Below are 26,131 nucleotides of genomic sequence, written 5' to 3'. Positions count from 1 at the left end.
ATCGCTGGCTGCCACCTTTGAGACTGCGGCACTTCTTGCCGGGCACGCCATCATGCGTGTCCGTGATGCAGGCACCGAAACTCACTACAAGGCGGATTGCTCGCCAGTGACGGAGGCCGACGAGCAGGCCGAGGCGATCATTCTTGCCGAACTCTCAAGGCACTGCCCCGGCATTCCGGTCGTGGCGGAAGAATCAGTTGCGGCCGGACACACGCCGCAGATCCGCGGCTCGGCCCTCATCCTTGTCGACCCGCTGGACGGCACCAAGGAATTCATCAGCGGCTCGACGGACTTCACGGTCAACATCGCCTTGATCGAAGACGGCGTGCCGACGCTCGGCGTGGTTTATGCACCGGCGCTCAAGGTTGCCTATCTCGGCGGCGACAACCTGGTGGAAAAGCTCATTATCGATGATCCTTACGTGGTTGTTGAACGCCAGCGCGTCTCGGCTCGGCCGGTGCCGGAACATCCGATCGTTGTCGCCAGCCGCTCGCACAATACGCCCGAGACGGACGCCTTCATCCGCACCTCCGGCGCATCCGAAATTCGCTCCATCGGTTCCTCCTTGAAATTCTGCCTGCTCGCAGAGGGTACGGCTGACCTCTATCCTCGCTTCGGACGTACCATGGAATGGGACACGGCAGCGGGCGACGCGGTGCTCAGGGCCGCAGGCGGCATTACGCTGGATGTCGAAGGGGCGCCGCTTCGCTACGGAAAGACGGGCCAGACCGACCTCGTGGATTTCGCCAACCCGGATTTCATTGCCTGGGGTCTTCGCGAAGCTACACGCCCTACTTGAGGTAACCCTGTTTTGCACTAGCTGGTGGGACGCGTTGCAATAACCTTCCGATGCGGTAGGAAATGCACATTTGGGTCGTAGCGGCGGGCTGATCGCCATATTGAGGATGACGCATGCGTATTGTGATGGTTGGGTCGGGCTATGTTGGCCTGGTATCGGGTGCCTGCTTTGCTGATTTTGGGCACGACGTGGTCTGCGTCGACAAGGCGGTCGAAAAGATCGAGGCGCTGAAGCAGGGCATCATGCCGATCTATGAGCCGGGGCTCGATGCCCTGGTCGAATCGAATGTGAAGGCCGGCCGCCTCTCCTTCACCACGGATCTGAAACCCGCCGTTGCCGATGCCGACGTCGTCTTCATCGCGGTCGGCACGCCGTCACGGCGTGGTGATGGCCATGCCGATCTCGGTTATGTGCATGCCGCCGCACGCGAGATCGCCGAGGCCATGACCGGCTTCACCGTCGTCGTCACCAAGTCCACGGTGCCAGTCGGCACCGGCGACGAAGTCGAGCGCATCATCCGCGAAACCAATCCGGGTGCCGATTTCGCCGTGGTTTCCAATCCGGAATTCCTGCGCGAAGGTGCGGCAATCGAGGACTTCAAACGCCCGGACCGAATCGTGGTGGGTCTTTCGGACGAGCGGGCGCGCGATGTGATGACGGAAGTCTACCGGCCGCTTTACCTCAACCAGTCGCCGCTCCTGTTTACCTCGCGCCGCACCTCCGAACTGATCAAGTATGCAGCGAACGGCTTCCTCGCCATGAAGATCACCTTCATCAACGAGATCGCCGATCTCTGCGAGAAAGTTGGCGCGGACGTGCAGGACGTCTCGCGCGGGATCGGACTTGATGGCCGCATCGGCTCCAAGTTCCTGCATGCCGGCCCCGGTTACGGCGGCTCCTGCTTCCCGAAGGACACGCTGGCGCTTGCCAAGACGGCGCAGGATTTCGATGCGCCGGTGCGCCTCATCGAAACAACGATTGCCATCAACGACAGCCGCAAGCGCGCCATGGGCCGCAAGGTCATTGCCGCGGCCGGCGGCGATGTGCGCGGCAAGAAGGTTGCGCTGCTGGGCCTCACCTTCAAGCCGAACACCGACGACATGCGTGACAGCCCGTCGATTGCGGTCGTCCAGACCCTGAAGGATGCCGGCGCCATTGTCTCAGGCTACGATCCGGAAGGCATGGAAAACGCCAGGCAGATGATGGAGATCGACTTTGCGAGCGGCCCCTACCAGGCCGCGGAAGGTGCCGATGTCGCCGTGCTCGTCACCGAATGGAACGAGTTCCGCGCGCTCGACCTGAAGCGCCTGAAGTCGGTGATGAAGTCGCCGATCCTCGTTGACCTGCGCAACGTCTACCGCCCGCACGAGGTCGAGGCACAGGGGTTTGCCTATACCGGCGTCGGCAAGGCCTGAGCCAAGACGAAACGCGCGGCTCGCGGCCACCGTGCCGCGGCCGCGCTAGCGGCACCTCCACCCATAAACAAAAAGCCCCGCCGGGTGGCAGGGCAAGTTGGGAAAACCGCAGCATATTGCGGCAGTCGAACTGTGCACAGGATCTGGCGCCGAACGAAGCCCAGAAGCCGCGATTCCGGTACGCTTGATCAAAGATTGGCGCACGACGGGAACTGCGCGCGGATCGCATGGCTGGATTGTCTGAGAAAAGAAGTGGTGCCCCCGGCAGGGTTCGAACCCGCGACCCCCTGATTACAAATCCGATTGCATGTCCCGGGATTTCATATCCTTGACCGGAACCGGCCTGTAAAGTGACGCCCACGAAAGCCCGAACTTGTCGGGCCTGTCAACGCCATTCTGTAAAATGATATCCACTGTTTTGACCCACTGTGGACAACGGCTTGACCCCTCTCCCGACTCGCTCCATCTGTGCCCTCACCTGCTTGGCGGCCAGGAGCTACCATGACCGAATAGTGCGGCTCGGTCTCGTTTAGGACGAGGAGAGCGAAGGCATGCCCAGGCGGTTCATCCATCACCACGGCTGCGGACAAGGCGGGTATCTTCATACGACGCCTTACGGGGTTGTCCTGCTGGCGAGGTGTCGGTCATGCGGGGCAGAGCGTGAGATGGATCGCGAGGCGCTGGACAAGGCCTATGTCGGGATGAAGGATCTATCCGATATTGCCGCCCGTCTCCGGTGTACCTCCTGCGGGGAGAAGAACGGGGATCTGCTGGCGGGGTATTGGGCGGACTGACTCAGCTACTTCTTCGCCTTCTCTCGGCGCTTGATTTCCCGCTCGATCGCTTCACGGATCATGTCGAGGCGCGGCTCGCCTTCCTCAAGGACAGAGTCAATCCTCGCCGTCGTGCCTGCGGCCAGCGGCAAACGTAGCTGTTCCGTCCATTCTTTCTTACGCCCCATACGCGACGGCTTAGCGTGTACATGAATTTCTGTCAAAGCGGCCTCTCAAACGTGTACATGATATTGACCTAATACCATGTACACGATACAACTTCAATCAGGTACACGATTGGAGATGATGATGACCACCAGCCTAAGCCTCGTCGGGATCCGCGTTTCGCCGCTGACGAACCAGATCGTCCTCGCCCGTTTCGGCAAAGACCCTCAACTGGCGCTCGACACCCGCAACGTGGAAAACGAGTTCTTCCAAGCCCTCTGCAGCTACGCCTTTGACCACAAGATGCCGGAGCCGGGGCACGGCGGCGTCATCCAGTTTGGCGCGGCAGACGAGCAGTTCACGGCCATCGTGCGCCGGTTTTCCAGCAAGGAGGATGCCGACAAAGACACGACGCTGCGCAACGCCGCTCCTGATCTGCTGGAGGCGTGCCAGAAGATCGTGAACAACTGGGGCAACCTTCACCCGAAGGATCGGGCGCAGCTCCGAGCAGCCATCGCCAAGGCGGAAGGAGGTGCAGCGTGACAGAAGCACAGAAGCAGACCACATCGCACGAGACGCAAATGGAGGATAAGCCGTGAAGCTTTCCGCAGAGCAAAAGCGAGACCTACGGGCTATTGCAGGAGATCCTGGCAGCTACTCGAAGAGCAAAGACAGCGATCTTTACGACCTCATCGATCTGGGCCTTATCCGGCGTGTGGAAAGCGGCGGTTTTGAAATCACCGCAGCCGGTCGCGCCGCCCTCGCCTTTGAGGAACCCTGAATGCTCAACACCCTCTTCATGTGCGCGGCACTGCTTGCATAACAGGTGAAACCGGCTCAGTCTCCACACGAGAACACGAGCTATCTGAAGGAGATGAAATTGCCCAAGCTTTACGACGGCCTCGCTCTGGGAGGCCCACTAGATGGAAAGCGGATCACACATCAGGGGCCGCATTACAAAGCCGCCGAACAGAACCAGGTCTTGCCGTTCATCTCCTTCAAGGAGACGTTGACTACAGCCCAACTGACTCATGACATTTTCGAATATTGCCATTTCCGTACTCCCGGCGGCGACGTTTGGATACCTTCAGACGTTCAGTCGGGCAAGCGATACGAGCACAAGATCTGGGACCACCCTATGGAGTACGTGTTCTCGAAGCTGATCAGGTCATATAGGCCTGAAGGCTATTGATGATCCTCGCGCTCCTCCTAAGCGCCTCACTGACTGCTGTAGATGGCGATACCGTGAAGGACGAGTACGGCCAGAACATGCGCCTGCTCGGCGGGGGAACGCCCTTCGTCTCCGGCATAGACACGCCGGAGATCGGCAGCCACGCAAAATGCGAGAAGGAGCGGAAGCTTGCCCTGCTGGCAAAGCGACGGCTCAAGGATCTTATCGAGGGGAAGGATGTGCACGTTGAGGTGAAGGGCCGGGACAAGTTCGGCCGGCCTCTGGTCAACCTCTATGTCGAGGGGCGCGAGATTGGAGCGCAGTTGCTCCGCGAGGGTTTCGCTAAGGAGTGGCGGAAGGGCAAGCGAAACGACTGGTGCAGCCCTTGAAACGCAGAAAAGCCCGCCGCACCCAATGAAGGGCACGGCGGGCGGATTGTTTTGTACGATAGCGTACAGAGGCGGCGAGTGGGTTAGTTGCGCTTCATGCCGGCAGCGTCCTCGATGTTGTAGAGCCGATCGGTTGGCGCCCATCCCGGCTGCTGGGTCGGACAAATCACCTGACCCGCAAATTGAGGCCAGATGGTCAGAGCCGAGAGCTCCTTGTTCTGGCTATGGAACGTGGTGGACAGGACGAAGCCCGCCAGAGCGCCGGCAATGAAGAGCGCGATGCTCCTCCAAAGGCTGGCCCTGTTCTCTTCGCCCATGGCCCCCATGTCAGGCGCAACAAGCGTCAGCGATACTGACCAAGCCAGCATCCACGGAATGAAGATCGTCATGGGAGAGTTCACCAGCCAGTCCGGCCGATCGTAGACCCGAAGCACGATACCCCAGGTCCGTTGCACCAGCAGGAGGAGCACCATGGAGAACACGGCCACAATCAGGAACTCTGCCCCGCCCCGCCCGCTGCGAAAGGCTCGGAACGCATCCAGGGCGTACCTCAGAACGGCAGCCAACGAGACGCCGAAGGTAAGGCTCAATGCCACGTCGAGCAATCGTTCGTACGGGACGATCTGGTAGAGGACTGCGAAAGAAGCCAGGGCGGCGGCGCCTGACCATGCTACGATAGACGTCTTGAGCCTTTTCAATTCCGGCCACCCTTCTGATGCATGTATGCCATCACGTTGTCTGCAATCTCTTCGACGGTGGATCGACGCCGCTCGAATTGCATCACTGACAGAGCGAGTTCAGCCTTCAGCTCTTTCTTCTCTGCTTCGATGTGCTCGATTTCTCGGTGGTCTGGCTTCTTGCGCCAGTGGAAGAGGCTCATTGATTGCCTCCGTTGATCTTCGACATGAGCACCGGAAGGGTGACGTCCAAAGTTGCAGTCATCTTCTGCACGATCGGAATGACGAGCTTCAGCGTTTCCTTGCCCTCGTCCGCGGACTCCTTCAGCGCCGCGTCATACTTGGCGCGATCGGCCTCCCTGCCCCGATAGAGATAGACGATCACCAGAGCCTCGAGCGCACAGATGACGCCGGCAGGGCCCCAGAACTCGCCCAGCTTTTGAATTAGTTCATCCATGCGATAATCCGGCCGTGTGGACGTGAGTAACAAAAAAGAAACCTCCTGCTGGCGTAATGTCGGCAGGCAGTCTCGATGCATGCTATCGGGATTGCTTAGGCTGGGGCGCGTGCTCGAACACTTGCCTCAGCCGTCTATAATCTCGTGTTTTACGAGCGGCGCGAATGCGCATAGCTCCATTGATGTTCTGGTTCCGGTCCCGTTGACCCGATAGAACACGCGCCCATCTTCAACCTTCTCGACGGCGAGCACCGCCCCGTTGCAGCCGCGATACCGCCGGCCGCCATGTATGTCGGTTTCGTTCATGGAAGCTCACGAGGTCAGAGATGGCGAACTGTCACCGCTGCAGAGGAACCGGGTTTGTATGCGAGTTCCATTCCACCAAGCCCTGGCATGGCCCGAAGGCGTGCGGATGCGGTGGCGCCGGCATGCCGTGCCCTCAGTGCTGCATGGACGCAGACTGGAACGCGGATCCGAAGCGCCCGCCTGATGTCTCAAAGGTGTTTACGTCCGTGCTGAAGGCAAGCGGCAAGACGGTGAATTAGCGGACCGCCTTGTCATGCGCTGCGCATTCGTCGGGGGTGTAAGCCCGCGCGCCGCACAGCCCCGCAACGGTGTCATCGATCTTGTCCTGGTCGCGCTCCGTCGCCCCTCGAGCTCCGATCAGCGAAGTGCCGGCGATCGACCTAGCCGTGGATTGCAGCTGGCCTTTCGCTACACTGACCGGCTTGGTGGATGTACACGCCGCCACTGTCGAGGCACAGACGACGACGAAAGCGAGCCTTGTCAGCTTCATTGGTCAGTTCTCCGATTGCGGTATTGGTTGCGGCAGTCAGGCGGGCGGCTTCGGCTTCTCTGGCCTCCCTGACAGCGCCAGGCACGTAGAGCAGGACACAGAGGCCAAAGCCGATTAGCGCGCCCGCAGCGAGCTTGAGGAGGTCGAAGAGGCTCATGCCTCAAGTTCCTTCCGAATGTCCTTCACCCGACGCACGAGCCACCGCCCGCCGATGAGGATGCCGATCACGACAAATAGCGCGATACCGGCCACGAGGATCAGCGCATCGCGATCCATCCCAGCAAGCCAGGCCGCGAAGCCGCCAGTGCCGAAGATTCCGCCGAAGATGGTCGAGAGCCAATTCGTCTTCTGCTTGACTTCCTGCTCGACCTTCTTGGGGACGACCGGCTTTTCGACCGTGGTCTCTTCAACCACCGGAGCCGATCGAACAGCTTCATCGCCAGATACTGCAGAACGGGCCAGCAAGGCGTTATGGAGGGCGGCGCGTGTCTTCGGGCCTACATCGCCGTCAACCGCGTCTCCGGTGAAGCCCGCGGCGCGCTGGAAGGCCTTGGCACCAGAAGCGTCGGGCGAGTAGCCGCAAACGACCAGCGCCAGCCGGCCGTAGTAGTCTATCCGGTCAGCAAGCCCGTTCTTGCCGCCGTTAATTTTTCGGGTCAGAGTTTCAATATCGTTCTGGTCGGCCCAGGTGTTGAGGTTGCGCGTCGTCCAGTACCAGATGGGGACGAGGCCTTCCCATGGGTCAGTGTTCACCAAGTCCGGCTGCGCCACGAAGTCAGGGGCAGATTTATCAAGTTTACGCGCCCACGCAGTAAACTCCGTATAATTTGACTTCCCGGTGATCTGGATCGCGCCACGGCCACGGTAGAGATAACCGTCGCCATCCTTCTCTGGTGTGTTGCCGAGATCGGTGCGCGTGTCATAGCGCTGCTGCGCCGGCGTCGGACCCCAGATCTCCTTGTCGAACTTGAAGCTGCCGCTCTCGTGCATCAGCTGCGCGAGGTAATGAACCAGGCGGTGCAGGCGATCCAGCCCGACATCAGCACCGTAACGATCGAGAGAGGTCAGCACAGATTGCAGGTTCGCAGCACTCCCCGTGGCTTTGGCAGCCGTGCGGATTTGCTGCGCCGTGATGGGCACAGTCATGATGTTCTCCGATGTGGTGAGGTTCAGGTGTTGCGTTCCCGATAGCTGCTCGTCTAGACAGACCGTTAGGGAAAACCTTCGAAATGGAGCTGGCTATGAAAATTCAGATGCACGAAGACGAGATAAAGTTGTTCAGCTCGTTTCTGACGGAAGCGGACTCGTACTTTGAGTTTGGGATGGGCGGGAGCACCATTCTTGCATCAACGCTCGTAAGAAAAAGGATACACGCAGTCGACACCAGCGCCGAATGGGTCGGTAGCGTTGCGGAACAGATCGGCCGCGAAACAGGCAGAGAAATCCAGCTAAGTCACATAGACGTCGGCCCGACAGGCGGCTGGGGTACGCCGACGTCCAGAGAACACGAGCATCGTTTCCCTTCGTATTCGAAGGCGATCCTGAACACGGGTTTCAGCGATTACGACCTATGCTTAGTCGACGGTCGCTTCAGAGTGGCATGTTTCCTTGAGGCGTTGAGATATTTGCCCTTGGGCTCGGTATTGGGCATGCACGACTACTCACCAAGGCCGGAGTATCATTTGGTGGAGGAATTCGCTCGCCCTATTGCAAGCAGTCGGACCCTCTCGTTCTTCGTTAGGAGGCCCGACTGCAATTTTGACAACTTGGTTGGCATCCTGGAAGAACACCGTTCAAATTGGGCTTGAGCTACGCAAGCTCCTTGCGGTCTAGCTTCGCCTCTAGTTCAGTCAGAGGCTTTTTGTAGCGCTCCTCAATGATGTCGAGAATTCTGGCTCGATATCTAGGATGCGCTACATCTAACACCATCTCCCTCGTCTCGATCCCACTTCGCAACTGCTGCTCGCGCGTGCTTCCCGTCCAAACACCCTTTTCATGCTGATGATAAACGCTCATCGGTTCATTGATGAAGCCGATTTTACCTAACGTTTCAAGGTAGAATGCCAATGCAATTTCGTTGAAGCGGTTTTCAAACAGACGCTTCGGAGCCTTTTTCAGGCCGTTGGCGCGAAACATGCAGCTAGAGAAATTGGCGATAAGGTTCATTGACGGATCGGCCAAAAAATCGTCGCCGGTGAGCTTGTTCTTATTCAGTTTTGTCTGACGGTCCAAGAAGGATTGCTCCCCGCCAGGGAGGCGCTTGACCAGTATCTTTGAGAAGACCATTGAGCAGTCGTCGTTTTCCCGCAAGAAGGTTAGTTGCTTTTGTAGTTTAAGCTCATCCGTCCACACATCATCGCCTTCAAGCACCGCGATGAAATCGCCCGTCGCGGCCGAAATACAGCGCCTGAAGGTTTCAGATATGCCCTCGTTCTTGGAGGTTGAGAGGTTGCGTATTATGGACCCATGTTCCTTGCGCAACTTCGCGACCAGCGTCGGTGTTGCGTCGGTAGATCCGTCACTGCAAACAATGATCTCGTGCTTAAAATCTCCACGCTGGTCCAATGCGCTTTGAACTGCGGCCTCTATGAAGTCTTGATGGTTGTATGCCGGGATTATAGTCGTGACAGTGAACTGCATGTCATTGCTCTCCTTGACGTGGTGTATGGCCACATCAAGAGACTCTCGTACGGAAATCCGTGTTCTGTCTTGGTCATCGTCCCAGTAGATCATCACAGGCTTCTCAATATAAAGAGGCTCATGGTCTGCCGTGATGCGCAGGATCAGATCCCAATCGACCAACCGCTTTAGATCCTCATTGAAGCCTTTGACCGTGTCGAGCAGGTCGCGGCGGTGAACGAACACCCCAAGATCGATGTAGTTACCCTTCTTGAGTCGTTCTCGGTCAAACGCGGCGCCCAACACCATGCCGGTTGTGTGGTTGCGCCAGCGAGCGTAGAAGCTTTTGCGATCCGGGTTCGTGACGATACTGCTCGCGAAGCAAATAAGGTAGCCCGGGGTCACTGCATTGTCGGAATCGAGATAGGCAATCCAGTCTTTTCGGGCCATGCGCAGACCCGCGTTTCGAGCCGCCGACACCCCGCTCCGCTTTTTGAGCCGTTCCAAGATGATCTTGCCGCTGGATATTTCAGACGAGTAACGCTCCTCAATCGCGTCCGGCCCACCATCATCAGAACAATCGTCAACGATTATCAGCTCAAAATTCTGGTGCGTCTGTGACATCACCGAGTCTATCGCTCGGAAGACCTGGCCCACACGGTTATAAAGGGGCATTATGATTGAGAAGCCCACTTTCGGGGCGTCGGCATACTTGAGCGCTTCGCTTTCAGATTCGACGATCGCGCATACATCAGGCGATCGTCGCCTTATCTCCGATATGAGTTGAGGGATCCCATCGTCATTTGCGAGGATATGGTTTAGCGCCTTCACCTTCACCAAAGGCATTCCCATCTTCAAAAGGCGCACAGGGTTGTGGACTGGGTTCCCGTTAAGCATGGAGCTGGCAGGGACTGTCGGAGAAACGAACGCCTCCCATCGCAGTGACTGAGCCTCAAGCAAGCCAGTAAGTTGTGTCTCGTATTTTAAGATGACCGCCTGGACATTATCTTCTACTTCGACCGCCTCGAAGAAGTCGCGAAAGGCGCCAGTCTCGAAGGCCCTTCGACGGAACACGAGAAAGTACGACTGAAGGTGCTGGGTAGGCTTGTTGTTAGCCGTCATCCCCCAGAAGTCTATTTCCTTCTTCTCCATCGCCTCCATGAGAGGGACAAAACTGTCGATCGGTCCGAAGCAACTATCGTTGCAGAGGACTAACTCGTCTGCCTTTCTCAAAAAGCCTCTATCGTCGGCGATCTGGATTCCCCGCTTATAAGAGCCAAAGTCGTACTCACGGTGACGTTCAGCCAGAATGTACGGTGTCATCCGGCGAAGACGCTCCAGATCCTTCGGTGCGAGGGCATGATCGGCCACAACGATTACCTTGTCGCAAACCTCTCCCAGGGCGCTGAGGTACCATTCAACCTTTTGATTCAGTTCGCCATCCGCAAGGTAGATTGCAAAGACGCCCACTCGGTTCTTTCGATCTTTCACCCGTGTGCGCATCTGTAAGAACGGTCTAGATGGGTTTGGACGATAGCCGGCAACTCGCCCTTCCTTACGGCCAAATTTAAGGTAGTGAATTAGTGGGTTTATGTCTGAAGCTGCGACGTCCTTATAAAGCTCCAAATATCCGAGCGTTGAGAAGCTAAGCGACGGGTCTCTCCCGAGCCTCCCTCCGAGCCACAGGTAATGCTCAACCGGGTCCATTCCCAATATTGCGACATCAAGGTACCGTCCGAGGTACCACTGCTCGTCAAAAAGCCCGGAAGCCTTCACGAGTTTAACGTCATCCTGACTTGCGCGCCCCATCATGGTCACCCTGCCGTCTCCGCGATCTAGTAAAGTTGATCTACGTATTCTAATGGAGGGCTCTTAATGCAATGATTATTTTTCCAAGGGAAGCCCCCCAGCTTTAGGGGTACCTCTGTTCCCCGGGGCTCTAGGTTACCATCTCCCATCTATCCGTGGTAAAGTGTAAATCCCCTGCCGTCACACTAGAGGAACAAAATGCACGACAAACTCGATACGCCTGATCGTGAAACTCTCCTTAGCCTGTGCGATGACTACATGGCGCGGTATGATCTCACTCCGGAACAGGCGCTCGGCGTCTCCCCACCAGAGCCGACCATTGATCCGGCTGCCGATGCTCTGGCCCTCGCCGTGAGGGAATATCTTCTGGAGATGGACAGGCAGAAGTTATCGCTGCATTTCGGAGAGGCGAAGGTCCGGTTCGAGAAGATGCACCAGGCTGTTACGGACTACTATGTCAGCAGGAACGGATTGGTGCTCCCGAGTTAGCCCCAATCCTACTTCCACCGTCCTATCATCGTCACCTCAACCGCCGTGGCAACTGCGGTATCGTTGCGACGAAGATTGATTGTCGCCTGAGTGCTGGTTTTGCCTGAGGCGCTGCTAAAGATGCTGCCGAGCGAAGCAGAAGGTACGTTTGTGGTAACAGTTTCCGGAGCGGCAACCGCCGAGATTGGGAACGTCCACGTTGCCGAAACCGTAGACCCTACAACGGAAGTGATATTCAGCGTGTGTGTGCAGATTAGCGTTCCATCTGCCAGCTTCGTGTACTTGCCATTTGCGTTTGAGCCGTTTTCTGCTTCCTTCGGACCCCAAGATCCCCACGTTCCCGAAACCTTCCGCCTCTGGAAAGACAGCCCCAGGTTTGGAGATGTGAATGTTTGAAGCGCGGTATTTCCATCGAACGAGAATGTTTCGACAATAGCGCCGCCGGTGTTGATAGCGACGCCTGTCAGTGTATCGGCGGGCCCGCCTGTGCAGCCCACGACGAGCGTATGCACCTGGCGCGCCCGACCCGGCCCGGTGTATATCGAATTGAGATTTCCGCCATAACTGGGGAATTCTTCAAACCGGCTATTGGATCCAGCGTCGATGATCGGGAAGGCGTTTGCATTCAGGAAACGCTGCTTGTGAACGTCGGTGTTCGTCGCTCCGGCCTGTATCTCTATCGGCTGGCCCGTATTGCCCACATCGAAGATGTTGGGCTCGATGGTATTGTTGTTGCCGCTTTCAATGATGATGCCGCGGTATATCGTCGTGGTTCCAGTCCGCTGGAAATGGTTCCCGGCAATGCGTCCGCGCGCGCAGTCACGGATCTTCATGCCGATCACTTCGGCCGGGTTGGCGACGTTGTAGAGCGAGAGCGTATTGATATCGAACTCGGCCATGCGCTCGATGTCGATGGCCGTTCCAACGAAAGCGATATGACCTGACGAAGCAGTCAGGACACTTTCGTTCAGCGTGTTGACGGTGGTGATCCCCTTGTTGACCGTGACGAACTCGAAGCCGGAAAGGTAGATACCTTCGGCGTCAATCGTTTCCAGAGCCTCATTGACGGCGCTGACCCACAGGCCGCGAATGTCGAGGGATGTCGGAGAACCATCGCCCCCGAACCTCACGCCACGAGAGGCTTGCGGCACGGACCCGTAAGCGCCCGTATAGACCCCGTTGATGCGGGTGTCGCGGACCGTACAAGACAGACAGGAAATCAGGTCGACACCAACATCCCAGCCATTGACTGTGTAGCCACTCGCGCCCTTTATCAGAAGACGACTGATATTCGCGTGGCTCTCTGCACGAGGCATGATTAGTCCGCCGGAGATGAGACCGGAGCAATCGACATCCAGCGCTTTTCCCGCCGCGACACCGAAGGTTTCGAGCGTCAGATCCTCGAATACCATCGGCCTTGGGCTGGCGCTCACCGCCACCCGAACGCCGGACGATGCCGCTCCAGACACCCACTGCAGACGCGTTCCCGTTTCGGAATGCCCCTTGAGTGACAGCGGCTTTCCAGCCGTCAGCCGGGAGTTGAGTGGATAGGTTCCGTCTGGGGCAACGAGAGCCCAGCCGCGGTCGGCGCATTCACTGAACGCTTCTTGGAACTTGGCCGTCACCTCCGATGCATCCGAGTTTGTCGCCTCTCTGCGGCGGATGGCCTGATCGAGGCTACCCGACGTCATGAGGTCGAGAGCGCTAAGGGTGTCGCGCATCTTGTTAAGCGCGGGGCGTGGCAAAGCGCCCGTAATGTTCGCACGGAAAGAGTGGTTGGCGGTGTCGAATGCGTCCTTCGCAATACGCTGTGGGTCGTAGGTAGAGGGCTGCATGAGGGCGGTACTGAAGGAAACCTTCGTCCACGCCAGGCCAACTGGATCCCATGCCTTAAGCACGGCTGGGTCCAAGTTCTTGTCCAGCCACAATTTGTCAGTCGTAGGCGGTGACAACCCATCTACCATGTTGTCCAGCACGCCTGCCGCGCGCAATGCGGCCAGCGTCACCTCTGACCACCGCACATCAAATGCGTTGCCGGTGCGCATAGCGCCGGTGCCCTTGAAAGTGGCGAAGTGCTGGCTGTCATCAAATTCTGTCGGCATGGAATTTCCCATAACAAAAAGGCCCCCGATGTAGGGAGCCTGGCGCTGCTTTGGCGATTTGCTTGAATGGTGTGAGGTCTACCAGACGGCGACGATGCCGGTAGCTGTGGTTCCGGTGGCTCGCACCCTTGAAACCGATAGAGGATGAAGTCCAGGCTGCACGGGGATCGTCACAGTCTCCCCGCCGGCCATCACCACCGATATATTCCCTGCCACGCCGACGTAGAGCCCGCGCGTGGTGTAGGTCAGATCGGTATTGTCGTTTGGTGTCACAGCGGCCGCGTGTTCTGCGGACGTCGTCTTCGAATTGTCAGATCCAATAGCCATGCGATATCCCTCCGGGAGTCCGGTTAAAGCGCGTCTGCGCCTACGATGGATGTCAAAGAAAAGGCCCCCCTCAGGGGCCGGTTAGCAGTCGTCAGCGAAGGAGCTATATCGGGAGCAACCTGCTCCGTCGCCAAGATCAACCCCTGCGCGCGTGGCTACGAAACCAGTCAGTGCAGCGCCAATGATGAAGCCGAGAACGCCGCCTGTGACGCCCTTCCACTTCATCCCGATCCAGATGCAGGCGAGAGCCATAGCCATGCCTGCGAAGATCACCATGTCGTGCACTACTGGACAGCCTCTTGAAGCGCCGGCTTCACACCGACATGGATAGCGGTTCTGATGCCTGGCAGGGTCGCACCTGGCACCTGCCGGATAATCGCATTCGCGCCGCTCTTCTTCAAGTCGCCTTCACTGAGTTGCTGTGCGATCATCGCCAAGTCCTCGAAAAGGCCTGACGATGGGCCAAGAACGGCCCCGAGCTTGCCACGGCTGGCATAGCGCGAAGCCCCGCCTCCGCGGTCCTCGTCGCCGGCCACCGCCTGGGCAGCAGTCACGATACCCGGCAGCCCCAGCTTTTCGGCTGTATTGCTGATCTCGAACGGGATAGCCAGCACGCCAGAGCGGTCAAGGCCTTCAGCAATCCACAGGCCCGGGTTGTCGAGCAGCTTGTTCGCCTCGTCCATGTCGCCGCGCTCAACGTACTTCAGGTATCCGATCAGCATGCCAAGGGCTGACGACATGACCATCATCTCTGCAAGCCTGTGTGGGCGCTCCTGAAGGCCAGCGATGAGCACTCGCTGATTGCTGGCAAGGCCGAACGATTTGAACTGGAAGATCAGCTTCCCCCAATTCGTTTTCATCCAAAGCGGAGTGTCTGTCACGCCCTTGGTGATAATCGTGCGGTCGACGTCCTTGTTCAGCGCCGCGCCCCAAGCGCGCACCGCCGCCTGGTCGTCCCACTGGCTGACGTTGGCGCCATAGACGCCTTCCTCTTCAACCCCATACTTCCGGAACTGCGCCGCGATACGCTCTGCCATGTCCTCGTTAATGCCGAGATAGGCCATATAGGCGCGCTCAGTCTTGTCCGCGCCGTGCCAGTCGAGCGCGTTGCGCATCATGCGGTTCTGCGTCATCACCGACGCTACCGTCTTCAGCGTATCGTTCCACCAGCCAAGGCCAGTCGCCCTGCTGAAAACGTTCGAGGCATTGGACAGGAACCGCTCGAACCGGGAGCCGTAGGCGTAGGGGTCGTTCAGATCCGTCAACGAAGCCAGCCGGGATTGAAGAACGCGCTCGGTGACCGCTCCAAGGGCCTTAGCGTCGGCTCTCGATATCTTGGCCGCCTTCACGCCCTTGGTGAGCGCCGGCAACGCTTCTCGCATGGTGGCCCGCACGCCATGAACCGCGACGAAGCGGGAGGCGTCAGTCAAGCTCGCCAGGGTCACGCCGCCGAGAAGCCGGATGTAATTCCATGTCAGGGCGGCGCGCGTGATCTTCGACCAGTCGCTTGCCTCGTCGGCAGCGCGGTAGGTGCCGCGGATCATGTCGCGGAACGCCTGCAGGTTTTTCAGGTCGCGGGCTTCTGCCTTATGGAGGCGTTGGCGTTCATCATCCGTCTTAGCGTTCTTGCGAAGATCGTTATATTCGTTGGCGATTTCCTCGAACTGAGGCTTCATGTCGGCCCTGCCGAACTTGTCGGCCAGCTCCACCTCAGCGCCCATGGTTCGGGTATATCGGCGGAGGACGGCTTCCATGTCGTTTTCGAGAAACTCCTCCACCAGCTCGTCAGGGATGTTGAACGTGCGCTCTTTGAGAGGCCCGCGCTTCACTGGCACAAGCCAGTCAGGCACATCGGCCAACCCCTTGCCGGTGAGATTATTGAACACGCTCGTGACGACATCTTCGATGTAGTCCTTTAGGTCATCGTCATTGATCGCGTCCGGCCCCTTGCCTTCCGGCAGCTTTGCGATCTGCTCTGCGAAATACTGGCGGGCGATTTTCCGAAACCGCTCTTCCTCACCGATCAGTTTCTGACGGTTCCAGAGACGGGTCACGTAGCTGGCGGCCGTCGAGACCTTCACGTCTTCAGGCAGAAGGCCGATGCGCTGCGCTCGCTCCAGAAGCGGATTGAATACCGTGGATCGCGCCTCTTGAGCCGCCCGGGTGACGAACTCGTTCCCGCCAGGGTCCACGTCTCCACGCCGTCCGGCCTTGGCAACGGCCTGATAGAACTCCGTCTTGCTGCCGGTGTACCCAGCCTTGCGGGCCTCCCGATAGATGTTGCGGGACGATTCCAGCCATTGAGCCAGAGCGCCACGCTGATACTGTTTCACGAGGTTCTCGACATCGGCACCGAGCGAGCGGCCTTCCATCTGCATCGTCGTGTAGACCGGGTTGTCGACCATCCGTGCGTAGGTCTCGCGAACCTTCACCGAAGGAGAGAACATGGTTTCAATGCCGGGGTTTATCCGCGCGGCCGCTGTCGCACGCGCAACGATCTGCGCTGCCTTCGGTCCACCAACGCCCAAGTCATCCAGCTTGATTTCATCTACGGCGGCGGCGCCAGCCGACTGCATGCGCTTTACGATGGTGTCGGTCATGCCGACGACATCTTCAACGCCTTCTTCAGCAAGATCGCTCTCGATCTGCTTGCTGACGCGGGTCCACTCCCCCGTCGATAGGAACTTCGAGGCGCCTGCGCCGATCAGCCCGCCGAGGATAGCCGAACCGCCAATCGCAATAGCGCTTTCTGTGGCCGTACGCTCTTCCTGAGTGGCCTGAAGCCCTGCCTCCTGTACGGCAGTGCCAGCGGCCGCCATCGCGCCTACGGAAGCCGCAGAGCGAAAAGCATTGAAGCCTACCTTGCCAGTGCGGGCGAGAGCGCCGCCGGGAAGCAAGATCGTCGGGTCAGCGATGCCAGCGACGAAAGAAGCGCCCACGCCTGTCCAGCCCGAGGCTGCGAGCGTTGCACGGTCCTTCCGTTCCTTCTCTATCTGCGCGCGCTTCGCGTCGGCGGCGGTGCGGTTGTAGACCTCGTCCCACTGGTCCGGCGCTTCCTTTATCAGGTCTGCGAAGTCCGGATCCTGGTAGACGTTGTAGGTGGGGTCCACCTTCGTCAGAGACGCTTGATCGCCCCACAGGTTGGCATTCGTCAGGGCCGACCCGATCAGGTTCTCTTGCCGGAAAGCCGCGCCTACCGTTTCCAGAAATGAAGGCTCCGGAGCGTCGAAAGCTGCGACGCCTACGGCCCCAGCGGTAGACAGCGGCCTGCTACGATCAAACGGCATTAGCGCATGCCCTGCGGTTGGAACGGCCCGTTCAGGAAGCTATCCATTGACCGTTCCCTCTGCTCTTCTGGTGTCAGTTCGTCAAACGCGCGGCGTTCAGCATCATCTTCTGCCCTTGCCTTGGCTGCCCGATCCTGAGCTTGGCGTGATTTTTCCAGCGCCTTGCCGAGCGGACTGTTTTCACGCGCCATGCCGCGGTAGAGCTTGTCGTTGCTGAACCGCTCGAGGCGACCGGCGCCTTCGCCTTCAGGGAAGGTACGCTCCTGCTGCACACGGTTTTCGAGCATCCGCTGCTCAGCTTCCCGAAGGGTCTGCTCCTGCTTCGCCTTGAATGAAGCCTTTGCGGCGTCGACGTCGGCATAGAAAGGCAGGTTGAAGCGCTGAAGCTTGCCGTCCTTCTCGTAGAACACCTGATACCGGGCGGGCTTGCCGGCGCGGATATCTTTCTCGGTATCCCCGTCGCCCTGCAGGTAGAATGCATCAGCCTCAACACCTTCGGCCTTCATGGCTTCTGCCAGTTGCTCGCGTACATAGTCGTGCGATCCGTCAGGCATGGCCGGGTAAGCCTTCTCCGGCGGATACCGCACAACGATGTTGCTCGAGAGCGAGCTGAACTGCGTCGTGCCGTAGATGGTCTGAAAGCGGCGCTTGGCTATATCCTCAGCCGCCCCCTGATCGCCATTGGCATCAACCAGCGCCTCTTCGAGAACAGACCGATAATCGGCCACGATCGCGGCTTCTGCTTCCGGGTTCACCCCGACCTGGATCTGCGTTGGGGTTGCCGTACCTCCCACGTCAGGAGCGGCGCTGAAGAACCCCTTGTCGAAGATCGCCGCGACATCATCAGCCGACTTGTCCTTCAGCAACTTCTTGACGGGCTCGGACTTCAGGATCGCGTCACGTCGGCGAATCTGCTCTGGGTCATTGCCCGAGATGATCTTACGCGCGGCCTCGTCCGGCGAGTATCCCATCGTCTGGGTGTAGGTCTTGTAGAGGTCCAAGTTCTTGGAGACTGCCGCGCTGCCGTCGAAAGCTCCGAACGAAACCGGTGCGTTCTTCTGCAGAACGCTTGCCGCTTCCATAGCTTGGGCCATCTGCGATGCGTCGGTAGACGAAGCACCGCGACGAAGTTCTGCCTGCACCTTCTCAGGGATATAGCCGGTTCGCGCGACGAAATCAGAGGTGAGCGTGGCCTGCTGGTCAGGCGCGGCCGCGCCTAGCATCTTCTCGTAAGCTTTATTGCCGAGCTTGCGCTGGTCAGCATCGAACGGGTTAATCGAAACATTACCCTGGCTCATCGCGGAGATGAGTTCGTTAACGCCGGCGCTTTCCTTCTTCGCAGCATTCAGCGAGTTGATAAGCTGGGCTTTGTCGCCGTTGTCGATCGTCTGGTCCCGAAGGATGACCTTCTCGTCAACCTGATCCGGCTGTGTGGCGATGAGGAGGCTGTAGCGATCCTTGGCCGCTGCGCGTTCCCGGTTGACCTGCTGGCTGTATTCCGTCTCCGCCCATGCCGCCAGCTTCTCGCGGCGCTCGTAGGGGATGGCATCGAACGTGGTGTCTCGCGAAACCGCGCTGGTTACGCCGGCCCCGCCCATCTTCTTGTCGGCCCACGCCTGAAGGTCGGCAGCCGTTTTTCCTCTGAGGAAGCCATTTGCATTGACGGCATCACGGCCTACGATGTTCTCGACCGGAGTAGCCGGGTCAGCCTTCAGGATCTGCGCTGCACCGCGCGGTCCCAAGAAGTGCGCAAGGTACACATTCCCGTCTGTAGTGGCGATCCCCTGGTTGCGGAGGAAGGTCGCGTTCTCTTCCGCGTAACGCTGCGTCATCTCCCGCGAGATCGTCGGGTCATTGCGAAGAGCTAGAACCTCTTGCGTCGATCGACCCTGCGCCAGATCCGGGCGGTATTGCTTGATCATGTTCATCCAGGTGGAGGAGATGAACTGACCGGCCCCTGTTGCGGATGAGTTCGGGTTCTTGGCGGTAGCGTTGCCCCCGCTTTCGACCCCGACGATCTTGTCCACGAGAGAACTGCCGCCGCCCTTCACGTCCTGAATAGCGCCCTGCGGATCCTGTTCGAACTTCCACCGCCACTTGCTCTCGGCAGCATCAGCATCCCACAGTGCGCGCCGCTCTGCCTTCCACGGCTCCGGCATGTCCGCTGCATCGATCGCAGCGAGGCCCTGACGCTTCAGTTCCTCGTAAGGAGCCGCATTATTGCGGATCTGGGTGCGGATCGTATCAAGGCCGGTATTCGTGGTCCGGTCGTAGAAGTTCGCCTTGGCCTGCTGCTCGTAGGAATAGGCCTTCCCATAGAGGCTGTTGCCAAGGCCAAGCAGCGTCTGCCTGCTCTGGGCGTCCTGCGCGTCGGAAACACCCGTGAAATTGTTCTTGATGAAGTCGTTGACGCGGGTTTCGTAGCCCTCGATGAACTGGCGCGTGAAGCCGATCCCGCTCTCGGTGGTACCTTCCCTCGCCTTGAGGAAAGCCTGCTCTTCCTGGTCACGGAACTGGGCGATCTTCGTCTCGAGGTCATAACCAGCCTTGCGTCGGGTCTCCTCGTCCTCCTGCGTGCGCAGGTCGTTCAGGTCATATGCGACTTGAACCATGTCCTGCCCGGCGTTCGCCAGCGCGGCGCCAATACCGCCCTGAGGAGCGTTGGGGGCAATACGGCCCGAACGGGTGCTCTGCCGGTTGATGTCGCGCGAAGTAGCGATCTGCACCATTCACTTCACCCGTAAAGCGGGCGCGTCGAGCCCGATGCTGGCTTTGTCGACCGAGCCTGCTGGCCGAACCGGCTGTACATATTCGACACCCCGCTGAAGAGACTGCCGGCGGCGCTGATGTAGCTGGCGTTCAAGGCGTTCTTGCCGGAAATTCGGCTGTTCTTCGCGGCGTCATTGTAGCCCCGCGCCTGCTGGTCGCCCTTGTAGATGTCGGTGCGAGCGGCAAGATCGATTTCGGCCGCCGTGTCGCCCATGATGTCGAGCACAGACGGGTCGGTCAGGTCTCCACCAGAGCCAGCGATGGCGGCTCTCTGCTGGGACAGCATGAGACGGCCCTGCCGATACTTCTCCGCTGCGTCACGCTGAGAGGCGGCGTAGGCTTCATCGGCCTGCTGCTCCTGCACCTTGGCCTCATACTGGGCGCGAGCGTTAGCCTCGCGGCCCGCTTGGATGGTGCCGAAGGTCTGTACGGCCGTACCGATACCGCCGGCAATCAGCGCGAGAGTTTCGAAGCCTGACACGTCCAGATCACCTTGCCATTGAGTTCTTCATCCGTCGGCTCGAATCCCAGCCGACGCATCATCTCTTCCGCTCGCGGTATGTGCATGTCGCACGTTGCTCGAATAGTCGTAGCGCCCTGCTCGACCGCTTGCGCCAGCACGTCCTTCACATGCCGGTAAACAGAAGGCCGGCGAACGTGGCTCGGAAGCTCAAGGAAGCCAAACCACACGCCTTCCTCGACCTCGAATACGCCGCCGATCGCCGCCACTAGGCGCCCCTTGTGCATTGCTTTACCGATCCATCGGGACGAGAACTGCATGCCGCCTGATGCGCGGGCCAGATCATCGTCCGTTGCCGGTACGATTTCAGCCATTGGTCGTCACATCCATGACAAGACCAGCCGCAGTGAAGGGGTAAGGCGCGCGTGCCTCGATGCAGACACGGCTATCGGTGTCCCAATCGCTGCTGATAGGCATCAGGTCCGCGTCAAACGCCTCCTGCAGCGTGCCCGGAGCAATTGGAGCACCCTTGCTCGTCGTGGTCAGTTGCCGCAGGGTGTTGAAGTCTCGGCCGACCCGAAGGCCGTCGAGCATCGTCTTCACCAGGTACAGCCCGAGCTGCGCAACCTTCTTTCGCTGGAAGAGCGCAGTGCCACCACCGGCCCCGTAGGCGAGCTTCGTGCTTTTCCAGCGGCCAACATAGGGAAGACCGATGACGACGCTCTTCCCTGCCGCCACGGCCGGAATAACAACGTTGCCGCCGGTGACCGTGGCGAGGTTCGACTGATCCCGAACTGCTTTGCCATCAACCCATACAACGACTTGCTTCCCGCTCAGGTGAGGCACCGAAAACGTGGTCTGGCTGGCGGTGGCGGTGAACCGAGTGAAGCCGTCAGCCAGGCAGTTGACCGTGCCGCCGCGGCAGTCCGTCATGTCGGCCAGCCGCTCCAGACGTTTCGTCCCGCTTCGCACCACAGCGAAGTAAACCGAATCCTGCCCTGCCCCGCGGCAAGCCGCCACGTTGGTGAACTGCCCGTCAGTCACCACCCGAGACCAGGCGATGACATTCTCGGACGGCTCATAGGTGAGGCATCGGGCCTCGCCGTTGGCGAGCACAAACCAGACGGTAGTGTCAGGCCGCCGTTGCACGGCAATGTCTACGATGTTCGATCCGCCGCAGATCTGCTCGTGCATAGCCATCAGATCGGCCGATGAGTAGTCACCGCCCTGGTTCTGGGCCAGACGATAGGCTCCAGTCCCGGACGCCTGGATGAAGATGCCATCCTTGTCCACCTTGACCGCCCGAACGTTCGCGCTTCCGAACGTCGACGCATCAACCGGGAACCATGCAGACGCCGTCAGGGGTTCATCGAAGCTGGAAGCCTTGATGGAGATTTCTGACAGGTCGGTGCCCGCTAGTAGACGCTCCAGGCCGATCAGCCATAGGATACCGCGATCCGTGCCGGCCCCGATGCTTCGCGCGATAGGAGCGGAATCACCCTCCACCTGGTCATCAAAGCTCTTGTAGGCATCAGGCACGGACCCATAGACCAAGTCGTCCTTACCCCAGAAGAGCCGCCCACCAAAATTCTCTACCGCAGACGGCCAGCCGTCGTAATCGGACCAGACGGATACGTCCCAGTCGAACGTGGCGTTGAGCGAATAGAAGCGGCTCAGCACCTCCGCCGTCACCTGCGTTGGACTGGTGTAACCGATAACCCGGGCCACGCCAGACTGGCTCCCTCCCTGGTACATCAGGTTCGAACCAATCGTCCCGCTAGTGTAGTCACCGCTCTGCAGCGCCCATCGGAAATATTTAATGACGTTGTTGTCAGGGTCGGTATACGAGCTTGCTACGTTCGACGTAAACGTTGCAACATCGGTCCATGCCCCCGGGCTACCCCCACTATCCGGGGCTACCTGCAGCCTCATTGTGCCGGACCATGTGCCGCCTAGCTGATAGGTGAACGTCCGTGCCGCACCAACGCCACTGACGCGAATGGCTGCGCTGTTGGCCGGCGCTGACGTGAACGTCTCGAAGACGGCCTGGCCGCTCTGGAAGAGCCTGTAAAGCCTGCCGATCATCTTGCTGTCGAAATGCGGGCGATCCGACACGAGATTGATCGTCCCCACATAACCGGTCGGATTGATGGCTGCGGTGGTATCGGCTGCGACGAACGGTCCGTCGTCTACCTTGTAGCGCTGGATGCCCCACGAGGTATCGCCACGGCGCTGGATCTCGCGCTGCTGGAAGTAGGTTGAAGAGGCATAAAGCACGTCCGTGTTCTGCCGGTATTTTACGAGGTTGGCCGTTAGGTCTTCCGTCTGCCAGGGGGTTGGGATGACCATCGTGCCGGCGGCTTCGAACATGCAGCTCTCAACGATTGCATCCCGGGCCTTCTCATTGCTGATTTCGACATAGATCGTTGAGACGAAGGGCGTGAAGGCGAGCGAATGAACGCCGTCATCAATGTTGCGCGCACTGAACAGGTCGTCATCGCCTGCTGATGTCCCGACCTTTACCGTTACCGGCCCGCGCTCGACGTCGAGCCGAAGGGCATGCTCCTTCGTTTGGTCTGCGGATGATACCGTAATCGCCTGCCTTGCAATGGCGTGACCCTGGCTTGTCCCCACAAGAACGAGGTCGCCACTGGAGACACTAGCAGACGCCCCACCTGTGCTGGCATCAGTCCAGCCGGAGAACGAACCGAAATTCCCGTTGGTGACCGTGGTGGACACAGCAACGCGAGACACAAGCGAGCGGCCGTTAATGACCCTCATCTGTCCGTTGGAAAGGACCGGCAGGAGAGCGTTACGGCCAGAATAGGCGTATTCCAGGAACTGGATCGGCCCTAGATCGAGCATCGCGATATGCTCAAGACCCGGGCGAAGCGTCATCGAACCAATGACGCGCGGGAGCATGTTCAGGTACAGCGAGCCGGCAAACTGGAGCCGTTCAAGGTCCAGACGCGCCAAAGCTTCGTCGCCTACCTCGCCTCCATTAAGGGAATAGAGCGGAGCATTCACACGAGGCATTTAGACGTCGCCTTCTTCCGGCACGATTTCGCCGCCGAGCGTTGTTACAATAGGCGAGCTAGACCCGCCCCAGCCGTGGCGCGATCGCATCCATGAACCGACCTTCGGACGCTTGTTGTTTTCGTTTCGAGCATCGACGCTCTTGGCCTGCCGCAGGGCCTTCTTCAGGCGCTTTTCAAGGTCAGCCTGCTTCGTAGTCCCGTTGGTGAGGGCTTCGCAGGTCTCATAGGCCAGCTTCAGCGCTACATAGCGCCAGAACATGGTCGGCCATTTGGTCGGGTCGCTGACCGATGCGCTGCTGATATACGTGATGGTCAGGTTCTGGGTGTTGGCGTAGAGCCCCCCTCCCTGGTCTGCGAAGTCGTAGAAATCGCCGCGCCATGCCGCATACGGCGCCATGCTGACGGTGCGCAGGTAGTCCGCCGGGTAGTCGAACGAGTAGGCCCATCCATCAATCGGGACGCCAGCGGTTGCCGTGATGCTCGACGTCTTCTTGGCAAAGTTCCAGTCGCCTTCACTGAAGGCTTCCTCAACCACGCCAAGCCAAGCCTGATCGAACTTGTACCGGGCTTCCACGACATCCGTCAGCGCGGTGATCGTGGACTTGCCGATATGGAGTTCGGCCTGCTTATAGACGTCGAGTCTCGTTGCCATCAGGATCAGGCCTCGCCGTTGGCTTTCTTGACGTATGCTTCAGCAGCGGCCTGTGCGTCCGTCTGAGAGCCGAAGTTCTTCTCGACCACCTTGCCTCCATGCTGGAACCGCCAGCCGTGGTGCGGGCCGCCGTGGTCAACCTTGACGTCATCGATAGAGATCTTGGCGCCGGAGCCCTGCTGGCCCTGTTCGCCACCTTCAGACGTTGCCGGCTTGGCCGGCTTCGAAGACTGGGGCTTACCCTGCTTCCCGCCGGTGCCCTTCAGCGCAGCGGAATTGGTTTCTTCGGCGGTACTGTAGTCGTCCAGCACGCGAAGGGTGGCCGTCGTCTTGGTGATCGAGAGAACCCGCAGGCGCACGTCCAGGGTATTGTCTTCCGACAGGACGGTGATTTCCATGCCGGGTTTCATGCGATCGAGATGGTTGGAGAAGTACTCCGGGTTCATCACGTCTTCGAGCGTGGTGCCAACCGGCACCTTGGCTGCGAAGCGCTGGATGGAAAAGTCGGCCGGCTGGAATCGATCACCGCCGCCGAGCTTTGGAACCTTGGCGTTCATAGGTTTTCACCTTCTGAAATGGAAAGGGAGGGCATGCGAGGGGTGGAGGCCAGCGCAGGCCAGCCTCCATGGTTCGCTTAGTCGGTGTCGGTCGCGTCGATGACGGTGCCGTCCGTGATGTCCACGCCGAGACCATCGGTGCCGGTGCCGACATCCTTGACCCATGCGAGGTACTGGGCGGAAACATCGCCAAGAGGCAGGCTTGCCCGCACCTTCACGATCACCGTGTCGCCCTGCATCATGCCGCGGCTCTTGCCATCGGAGATGTAGTTCGACGTGTTGACCGTCGCGATTGCATCGGTCGTGTTCAGCATCCACAGACGATCATTCGTGTTGGACATGCCAGGAATGATGTTGTGGAGGCCCTTGGGGTCATAAGCCATTGTTCAAGCCTCCTTAGCTGATGGCTGCCGAGTCATCGTGGTTGACACGAAGCACGCCGGCCTGCTGGAGGATGACCGCACGATGGTAGATCGTGGCACGGTCCCAGGAGTAATCCTGTTCCTCGTTGTAGCCCGCAGCGACCTTGATCTCGCCGGTAGCGAGAGCGTGACCGACAGCCGACTTGGCGTAGACGTACATCGCCGCCGAGTTGGTGGTGCGGCCAGTCAGGCCGTTGTGCAGCATGTGCCAGGCATTCGCGAACATGATCGGACGAGGCGCGTCACCCATGAGGGGCTTGCGGTCGACATAATCGGCGCTCGTGAACTGCTGCCAGCCCAGCATGCGGGCCCAGCTCTTCGGCGTGTGCAGGAAGGTCACACGTTCATCAACGTTACCTTCCCAGAGGTCGGAGATGATGTCCGTCATCCGGGCGAAGGTCATCGTGATGGCCGTGCCGCTGTTGTAGACGTTCGTCGCAGTCGACAGCGCGCGGATGATCTCGTCATCAATTTCGCGAACTGCGTCCATGCGGGAGCGCTTCTGCATCGCTTCACGGAGCTTGCCGCCCTGGGAAGTGAAAACGTTGAAGCTCGTCTGGTTCTCCAGCGAGTGCTTTTCCTTCAGTTCGACAGTGACCTGCCGATCCGTAGCGTTTCGGGTCGGGATGAGGCCGTTGACGCCGCGTTCCGACATGCCGCTGGACTGACCAGCGATTGCGAAGACGGCCGAGGAGTGGCCGTGCGTGATGGTTTCTCGGGACACGGTGTCTTTGAGGTACGTCTCGCCTCGCTGAAACTCATGCACCCATTCATCGCGGTACTGGGCCGCGGTGATCATGTATGTCATGATCAGGGTTCCTTCTGATGATGTTGAGGGATCTGAGCACGCAACGAAGGGTGCCGTTGTACTCGCATGACGGGGTGCCTCAGTCGTGGACTGAGGGGCCGCGTTGCTTTCCAACGGGGGCTTCTTGCAAAGCTATTGGGGTATTGGTCG

Annotated in this window: 29 protein-coding genes; 9 read left to right on the top strand and 20 right to left on the bottom strand. The window is 59.3% G+C overall.

Features of this window, described 5'->3' with window-relative positions:
• The first annotated feature begins 4 nt into the window (after window positions 1-4).
• The 3 genes from cysQ (at window position 5) to CYG48_RS05140 (ending at window position 3,008) form a co-directional block, all read left to right on the top strand.
• Entirely contained in the window at window positions 5-799 is a 795-nt protein-coding gene (gene cysQ / locus CYG48_RS05150) for a 3'(2'),5'-bisphosphate nucleotidase CysQ (RefSeq protein ID WP_199925274.1), read from the top strand.
• Between the two features lie 113 nt (window positions 800-912).
• The gene (locus tag CYG48_RS05145) at window positions 913-2,214 is read left to right on the top strand and encodes a UDP-glucose dehydrogenase family protein (protein WP_118849402.1); all 1,302 of its coding nucleotides are present in this window, start codon (window positions 913-915) and stop codon (window positions 2,212-2,214) included.
• Between the two features lie 551 nt (window positions 2,215-2,765).
• Entirely contained in the window at window positions 2,766-3,008 is a 243-nt protein-coding gene (locus tag CYG48_RS05140) for a hypothetical protein (protein WP_118849401.1), read from the top strand.
• 5 nt (window positions 3,009-3,013) lie between these two features.
• Here the strand turns inward: CYG48_RS05140 and CYG48_RS22270 are convergent, their stop codons facing one another.
• Window positions 3,014-3,211 (bottom strand): hypothetical protein, encoded by a 198-nt coding sequence (locus CYG48_RS22270; protein ID WP_150132697.1) that lies wholly within the window; start codon window positions 3,209-3,211, stop codon window positions 3,014-3,016.
• Between the two features lie 85 nt (window positions 3,212-3,296).
• Between CYG48_RS22270 and CYG48_RS05135 the strand changes: the two genes are divergently transcribed.
• The 4 genes from CYG48_RS05135 to CYG48_RS05120 all read left to right on the top strand — a co-directional run bounded on the left by CYG48_RS05135 (window position 3,297) and on the right by CYG48_RS05120 (window position 4,712).
• Window positions 3,297-3,695, top strand: coding sequence for a hypothetical protein (locus tag CYG48_RS05135; RefSeq protein WP_150132696.1), 399 nt, complete (start codon window positions 3,297-3,299; stop codon window positions 3,693-3,695).
• A 52-nt stretch (window positions 3,696-3,747) separates the two neighbouring features.
• Window positions 3,748-3,933 carry a hypothetical protein gene (locus CYG48_RS05130; RefSeq protein ID WP_118849399.1) on the top strand — a complete coding sequence of 62 codons (186 nt, stop codon included), beginning with the start codon at window positions 3,748-3,750 and terminating at the stop codon, window positions 3,931-3,933.
• A 99-nt stretch (window positions 3,934-4,032) separates the two neighbouring features.
• On the top strand, window positions 4,033-4,344 hold the full coding sequence (locus tag CYG48_RS05125; RefSeq protein WP_150132695.1) for a hypothetical protein: 312 nt from the start codon (window positions 4,033-4,035) through the stop codon (window positions 4,342-4,344).
• Entirely contained in the window at window positions 4,344-4,712 is a 369-nt protein-coding gene (locus CYG48_RS05120) for a thermonuclease family protein (RefSeq protein ID WP_118849397.1), read from the top strand. The genes CYG48_RS05125 and CYG48_RS05120 overlap by 1 nt, the downstream gene beginning before the upstream one ends.
• Before the next feature lie 83 nt (window positions 4,713-4,795).
• Here the strand turns inward: CYG48_RS05120 and CYG48_RS05115 are convergent, their stop codons facing one another.
• The 6 genes from CYG48_RS05115 to CYG48_RS05090 all read right to left on the bottom strand — a co-directional run bounded on the left by CYG48_RS05115 (window position 4,796) and on the right by CYG48_RS05090 (window position 7,788).
• Entirely contained in the window at window positions 4,796-5,308 is a 513-nt protein-coding gene (locus CYG48_RS05115; protein ID WP_150132694.1) for a hypothetical protein, read from the bottom strand.
• A 98-nt stretch (window positions 5,309-5,406) separates the two neighbouring features.
• Entirely contained in the window at window positions 5,407-5,592 is a 186-nt protein-coding gene (locus CYG48_RS05110) for a hypothetical protein (RefSeq protein WP_118849395.1), read from the bottom strand.
• Window positions 5,589-5,846, bottom strand: a complete 258-nt coding sequence (locus tag CYG48_RS05105; protein WP_118849394.1) for a hypothetical protein — start codon at window positions 5,844-5,846, stop codon at window positions 5,589-5,591. The genes CYG48_RS05110 and CYG48_RS05105 overlap by 4 nt, the downstream gene beginning before the upstream one ends.
• 126 nt (window positions 5,847-5,972) lie before the next feature.
• Window positions 5,973-6,152 (bottom strand): hypothetical protein, encoded by a 180-nt coding sequence (locus CYG48_RS22265; RefSeq protein WP_150132693.1) that lies wholly within the window; start codon window positions 6,150-6,152, stop codon window positions 5,973-5,975.
• Window positions 6,153-6,532: 380 nt separating this feature from the next.
• Window positions 6,533-6,799: a hypothetical protein gene (locus tag CYG48_RS05095; protein WP_118849392.1), complete on the bottom strand. Its 267-nt coding sequence runs from the start codon at window positions 6,797-6,799 to the stop codon at window positions 6,533-6,535.
• The gene (locus CYG48_RS05090) at window positions 6,796-7,788 is read right to left on the bottom strand and encodes a glycoside hydrolase family 19 protein (protein WP_118849391.1); all 993 of its coding nucleotides are present in this window, start codon (window positions 7,786-7,788) and stop codon (window positions 6,796-6,798) included. Before CYG48_RS05090 ends, CYG48_RS05095 begins: the two co-directional genes overlap by 4 nt.
• A 95-nt stretch (window positions 7,789-7,883) precedes the next feature.
• Between CYG48_RS05090 and CYG48_RS05085 the strand changes: the two genes are divergently transcribed.
• On the top strand, window positions 7,884-8,450 hold the full coding sequence (locus CYG48_RS05085) for a hypothetical protein (RefSeq protein WP_150132692.1): 567 nt from the start codon (window positions 7,884-7,886) through the stop codon (window positions 8,448-8,450).
• A gap of 1 nt (window position 8,451) precedes the next feature.
• Here CYG48_RS05085 and CYG48_RS05080 read toward each other — a convergent pair whose 3' ends face one another.
• Complete coding sequence (locus tag CYG48_RS05080; RefSeq protein ID WP_118849389.1) at window positions 8,452-11,073, bottom strand: glycosyltransferase; 2,622 nt, start codon at window positions 11,071-11,073, stop codon at window positions 8,452-8,454.
• A 195-nt stretch (window positions 11,074-11,268) separates the two neighbouring features.
• On the opposite strand from CYG48_RS05080, the gene CYG48_RS05075 reads away from it, so the two are divergent.
• Window positions 11,269-11,559 (top strand): hypothetical protein, encoded by a 291-nt coding sequence (locus CYG48_RS05075; RefSeq protein WP_118849388.1) that lies wholly within the window; start codon window positions 11,269-11,271, stop codon window positions 11,557-11,559.
• Window positions 11,560-11,567: 8 nt separating this feature from the next.
• On the opposite strand, the gene CYG48_RS05070 is transcribed toward CYG48_RS05075, so the two are convergent.
• From CYG48_RS05070 to CYG48_RS05015, 12 genes are all read right to left on the bottom strand, one after another.
• The gene (locus CYG48_RS05070; RefSeq protein WP_118849387.1) at window positions 11,568-13,661 is read right to left on the bottom strand and encodes a hypothetical protein; all 2,094 of its coding nucleotides are present in this window, start codon (window positions 13,659-13,661) and stop codon (window positions 11,568-11,570) included.
• 78 nt (window positions 13,662-13,739) lie between these two features.
• Complete coding sequence (locus tag CYG48_RS22870; RefSeq protein ID WP_118849386.1) at window positions 13,740-13,988, bottom strand: spike base protein, RCAP_Rcc01079 family; 249 nt, start codon at window positions 13,986-13,988, stop codon at window positions 13,740-13,742.
• A gap of 81 nt (window positions 13,989-14,069) precedes the next feature.
• Window positions 14,070-14,264 carry a hypothetical protein gene (locus CYG48_RS05060; protein ID WP_118849385.1) on the bottom strand — a complete coding sequence of 65 codons (195 nt, stop codon included), beginning with the start codon at window positions 14,262-14,264 and terminating at the stop codon, window positions 14,070-14,072.
• A gap of 8 nt (window positions 14,265-14,272) precedes the next feature.
• Window positions 14,273-17,275, bottom strand: coding sequence for a hypothetical protein (locus CYG48_RS05055; RefSeq protein ID WP_118849384.1), 3,003 nt, complete (start codon window positions 17,273-17,275; stop codon window positions 14,273-14,275).
• Window positions 17,275-20,004, bottom strand: coding sequence for a hypothetical protein (locus CYG48_RS05050; protein ID WP_118849383.1), 2,730 nt, complete (start codon window positions 20,002-20,004; stop codon window positions 17,275-17,277). The genes CYG48_RS05055 and CYG48_RS05050 overlap by 1 nt, the downstream gene beginning before the upstream one ends.
• Before the next feature lie 5 nt (window positions 20,005-20,009).
• A complete protein-coding gene (locus CYG48_RS05045) occupies window positions 20,010-20,525 on the bottom strand; it encodes a hypothetical protein (protein WP_118849382.1) in 516 nt (171 codons plus the stop codon).
• Entirely contained in the window at window positions 20,498-20,878 is a 381-nt protein-coding gene (locus CYG48_RS05040; RefSeq protein ID WP_118849381.1) for a hypothetical protein, read from the bottom strand. Before CYG48_RS05040 ends, CYG48_RS05045 begins: the two co-directional genes overlap by 28 nt.
• Complete coding sequence (locus CYG48_RS05035) at window positions 20,871-23,540, bottom strand: hypothetical protein (protein ID WP_118849380.1); 2,670 nt, start codon at window positions 23,538-23,540, stop codon at window positions 20,871-20,873. Before CYG48_RS05035 ends, CYG48_RS05040 begins: the two co-directional genes overlap by 8 nt.
• A complete protein-coding gene (locus CYG48_RS05030; protein WP_118849379.1) occupies window positions 23,541-24,194 on the bottom strand; it encodes a hypothetical protein in 654 nt (217 codons plus the stop codon).
• Between the two features lie 5 nt (window positions 24,195-24,199).
• Window positions 24,200-24,751, bottom strand: coding sequence for a hypothetical protein (locus tag CYG48_RS05025; protein WP_118849378.1), 552 nt, complete (start codon window positions 24,749-24,751; stop codon window positions 24,200-24,202).
• Between the two features lie 77 nt (window positions 24,752-24,828).
• Window positions 24,829-25,134, bottom strand: a complete 306-nt coding sequence (locus CYG48_RS05020) for a hypothetical protein (protein ID WP_199925226.1) — start codon at window positions 25,132-25,134, stop codon at window positions 24,829-24,831.
• Window positions 25,135-25,147: 13 nt separating this feature from the next.
• On the bottom strand, window positions 25,148-25,981 hold the full coding sequence (locus CYG48_RS05015) for a phage capsid protein (RefSeq protein ID WP_118849377.1): 834 nt from the start codon (window positions 25,979-25,981) through the stop codon (window positions 25,148-25,150).
• Window positions 25,982-26,131 lie beyond the last annotated feature (150 nt).

This window comes from Neorhizobium sp. SOG26, from assembly GCF_003491345.1.
In the GTDB taxonomy this organism is placed as follows: Bacteria; Pseudomonadota; Alphaproteobacteria; order Rhizobiales; family Rhizobiaceae; genus Neorhizobium; species Neorhizobium turbinariae.
The sequence above is the reverse complement of the archived record's forward strand: the minus strand, read 5'-3'. Positions and strand labels throughout refer to the sequence as shown.

Coding starts and splice junctions, on each gene's coding strand:
- CYG48_RS05145 (WP_118849402.1), top strand. CDS start 913: ATGCGTATTGTGATGGTTGGGTCGGGCTATGTTGGCCTGGTATCGGGT.
- CYG48_RS05140 (WP_118849401.1), top strand. CDS start 2,766: ATGCCCAGGCGGTTCATCCATCACCACGGCTGCGGACAAGGCGGGTAT.
- CYG48_RS05135 (WP_150132696.1), top strand. CDS start 3,297: ATGACCACCAGCCTAAGCCTCGTCGGGATCCGCGTTTCGCCGCTGACG.
- CYG48_RS05120 (WP_118849397.1), top strand. CDS start 4,344: ATGATCCTCGCGCTCCTCCTAAGCGCCTCACTGACTGCTGTAGATGGC.
- CYG48_RS05110 (WP_118849395.1), bottom strand. CDS start 5,592: ATGAGCCTCTTCCACTGGCGCAAGAAGCCAGACCACCGAGAAATCGAG.
- CYG48_RS05105 (WP_118849394.1), bottom strand. CDS start 5,846: ATGGATGAACTAATTCAAAAGCTGGGCGAGTTCTGGGGCCCTGCCGGC.
- CYG48_RS22265 (WP_150132693.1), bottom strand. CDS start 6,152: ATGAACGAAACCGACATACATGGCGGCCGGCGGTATCGCGGCTGCAAC.
- CYG48_RS05095 (WP_118849392.1), bottom strand. CDS start 6,799: ATGAGCCTCTTCGACCTCCTCAAGCTCGCTGCGGGCGCGCTAATCGGC.
- CYG48_RS05090 (WP_118849391.1), bottom strand. CDS start 7,788: ATGACTGTGCCCATCACGGCGCAGCAAATCCGCACGGCTGCCAAAGCC.
- CYG48_RS05085 (WP_150132692.1), top strand. CDS start 7,884: ATGAAAATTCAGATGCACGAAGACGAGATAAAGTTGTTCAGCTCGTTT.
- CYG48_RS05080 (WP_118849389.1), bottom strand. CDS start 11,073: ATGATGGGGCGCGCAAGTCAGGATGACGTTAAACTCGTGAAGGCTTCC.
- CYG48_RS05075 (WP_118849388.1), top strand. CDS start 11,269: ATGCACGACAAACTCGATACGCCTGATCGTGAAACTCTCCTTAGCCTG.
- CYG48_RS05070 (WP_118849387.1), bottom strand. CDS start 13,661: ATGCCGACAGAATTTGATGACAGCCAGCACTTCGCCACTTTCAAGGGC.
- CYG48_RS22870 (WP_118849386.1), bottom strand. CDS start 13,988: ATGGCTATTGGATCTGACAATTCGAAGACGACGTCCGCAGAACACGCG.
- CYG48_RS05060 (WP_118849385.1), bottom strand. CDS start 14,264: ATGGTGATCTTCGCAGGCATGGCTATGGCTCTCGCCTGCATCTGGATC.
- CYG48_RS05055 (WP_118849384.1), bottom strand. CDS start 17,275: ATGCCGTTTGATCGTAGCAGGCCGCTGTCTACCGCTGGGGCCGTAGGC.
- CYG48_RS05050 (WP_118849383.1), bottom strand. CDS start 20,004: ATGGTGCAGATCGCTACTTCGCGCGACATCAACCGGCAGAGCACCCGT.
- CYG48_RS05040 (WP_118849381.1), bottom strand. CDS start 20,878: ATGGCTGAAATCGTACCGGCAACGGACGATGATCTGGCCCGCGCATCA.
- CYG48_RS05035 (WP_118849380.1), bottom strand. CDS start 23,540: ATGCCTCGTGTGAATGCTCCGCTCTATTCCCTTAATGGAGGCGAGGTA.
- CYG48_RS05030 (WP_118849379.1), bottom strand. CDS start 24,194: ATGGCAACGAGACTCGACGTCTATAAGCAGGCCGAACTCCATATCGGC.
- CYG48_RS05025 (WP_118849378.1), bottom strand. CDS start 24,751: ATGAACGCCAAGGTTCCAAAGCTCGGCGGCGGTGATCGATTCCAGCCG.
- CYG48_RS05020 (WP_199925226.1), bottom strand. CDS start 25,134: ATGGCTTATGACCCCAAGGGCCTCCACAACATCATTCCTGGCATGTCC.
- CYG48_RS05015 (WP_118849377.1), bottom strand. CDS start 25,981: ATGACATACATGATCACCGCGGCCCAGTACCGCGATGAATGGGTGCAT.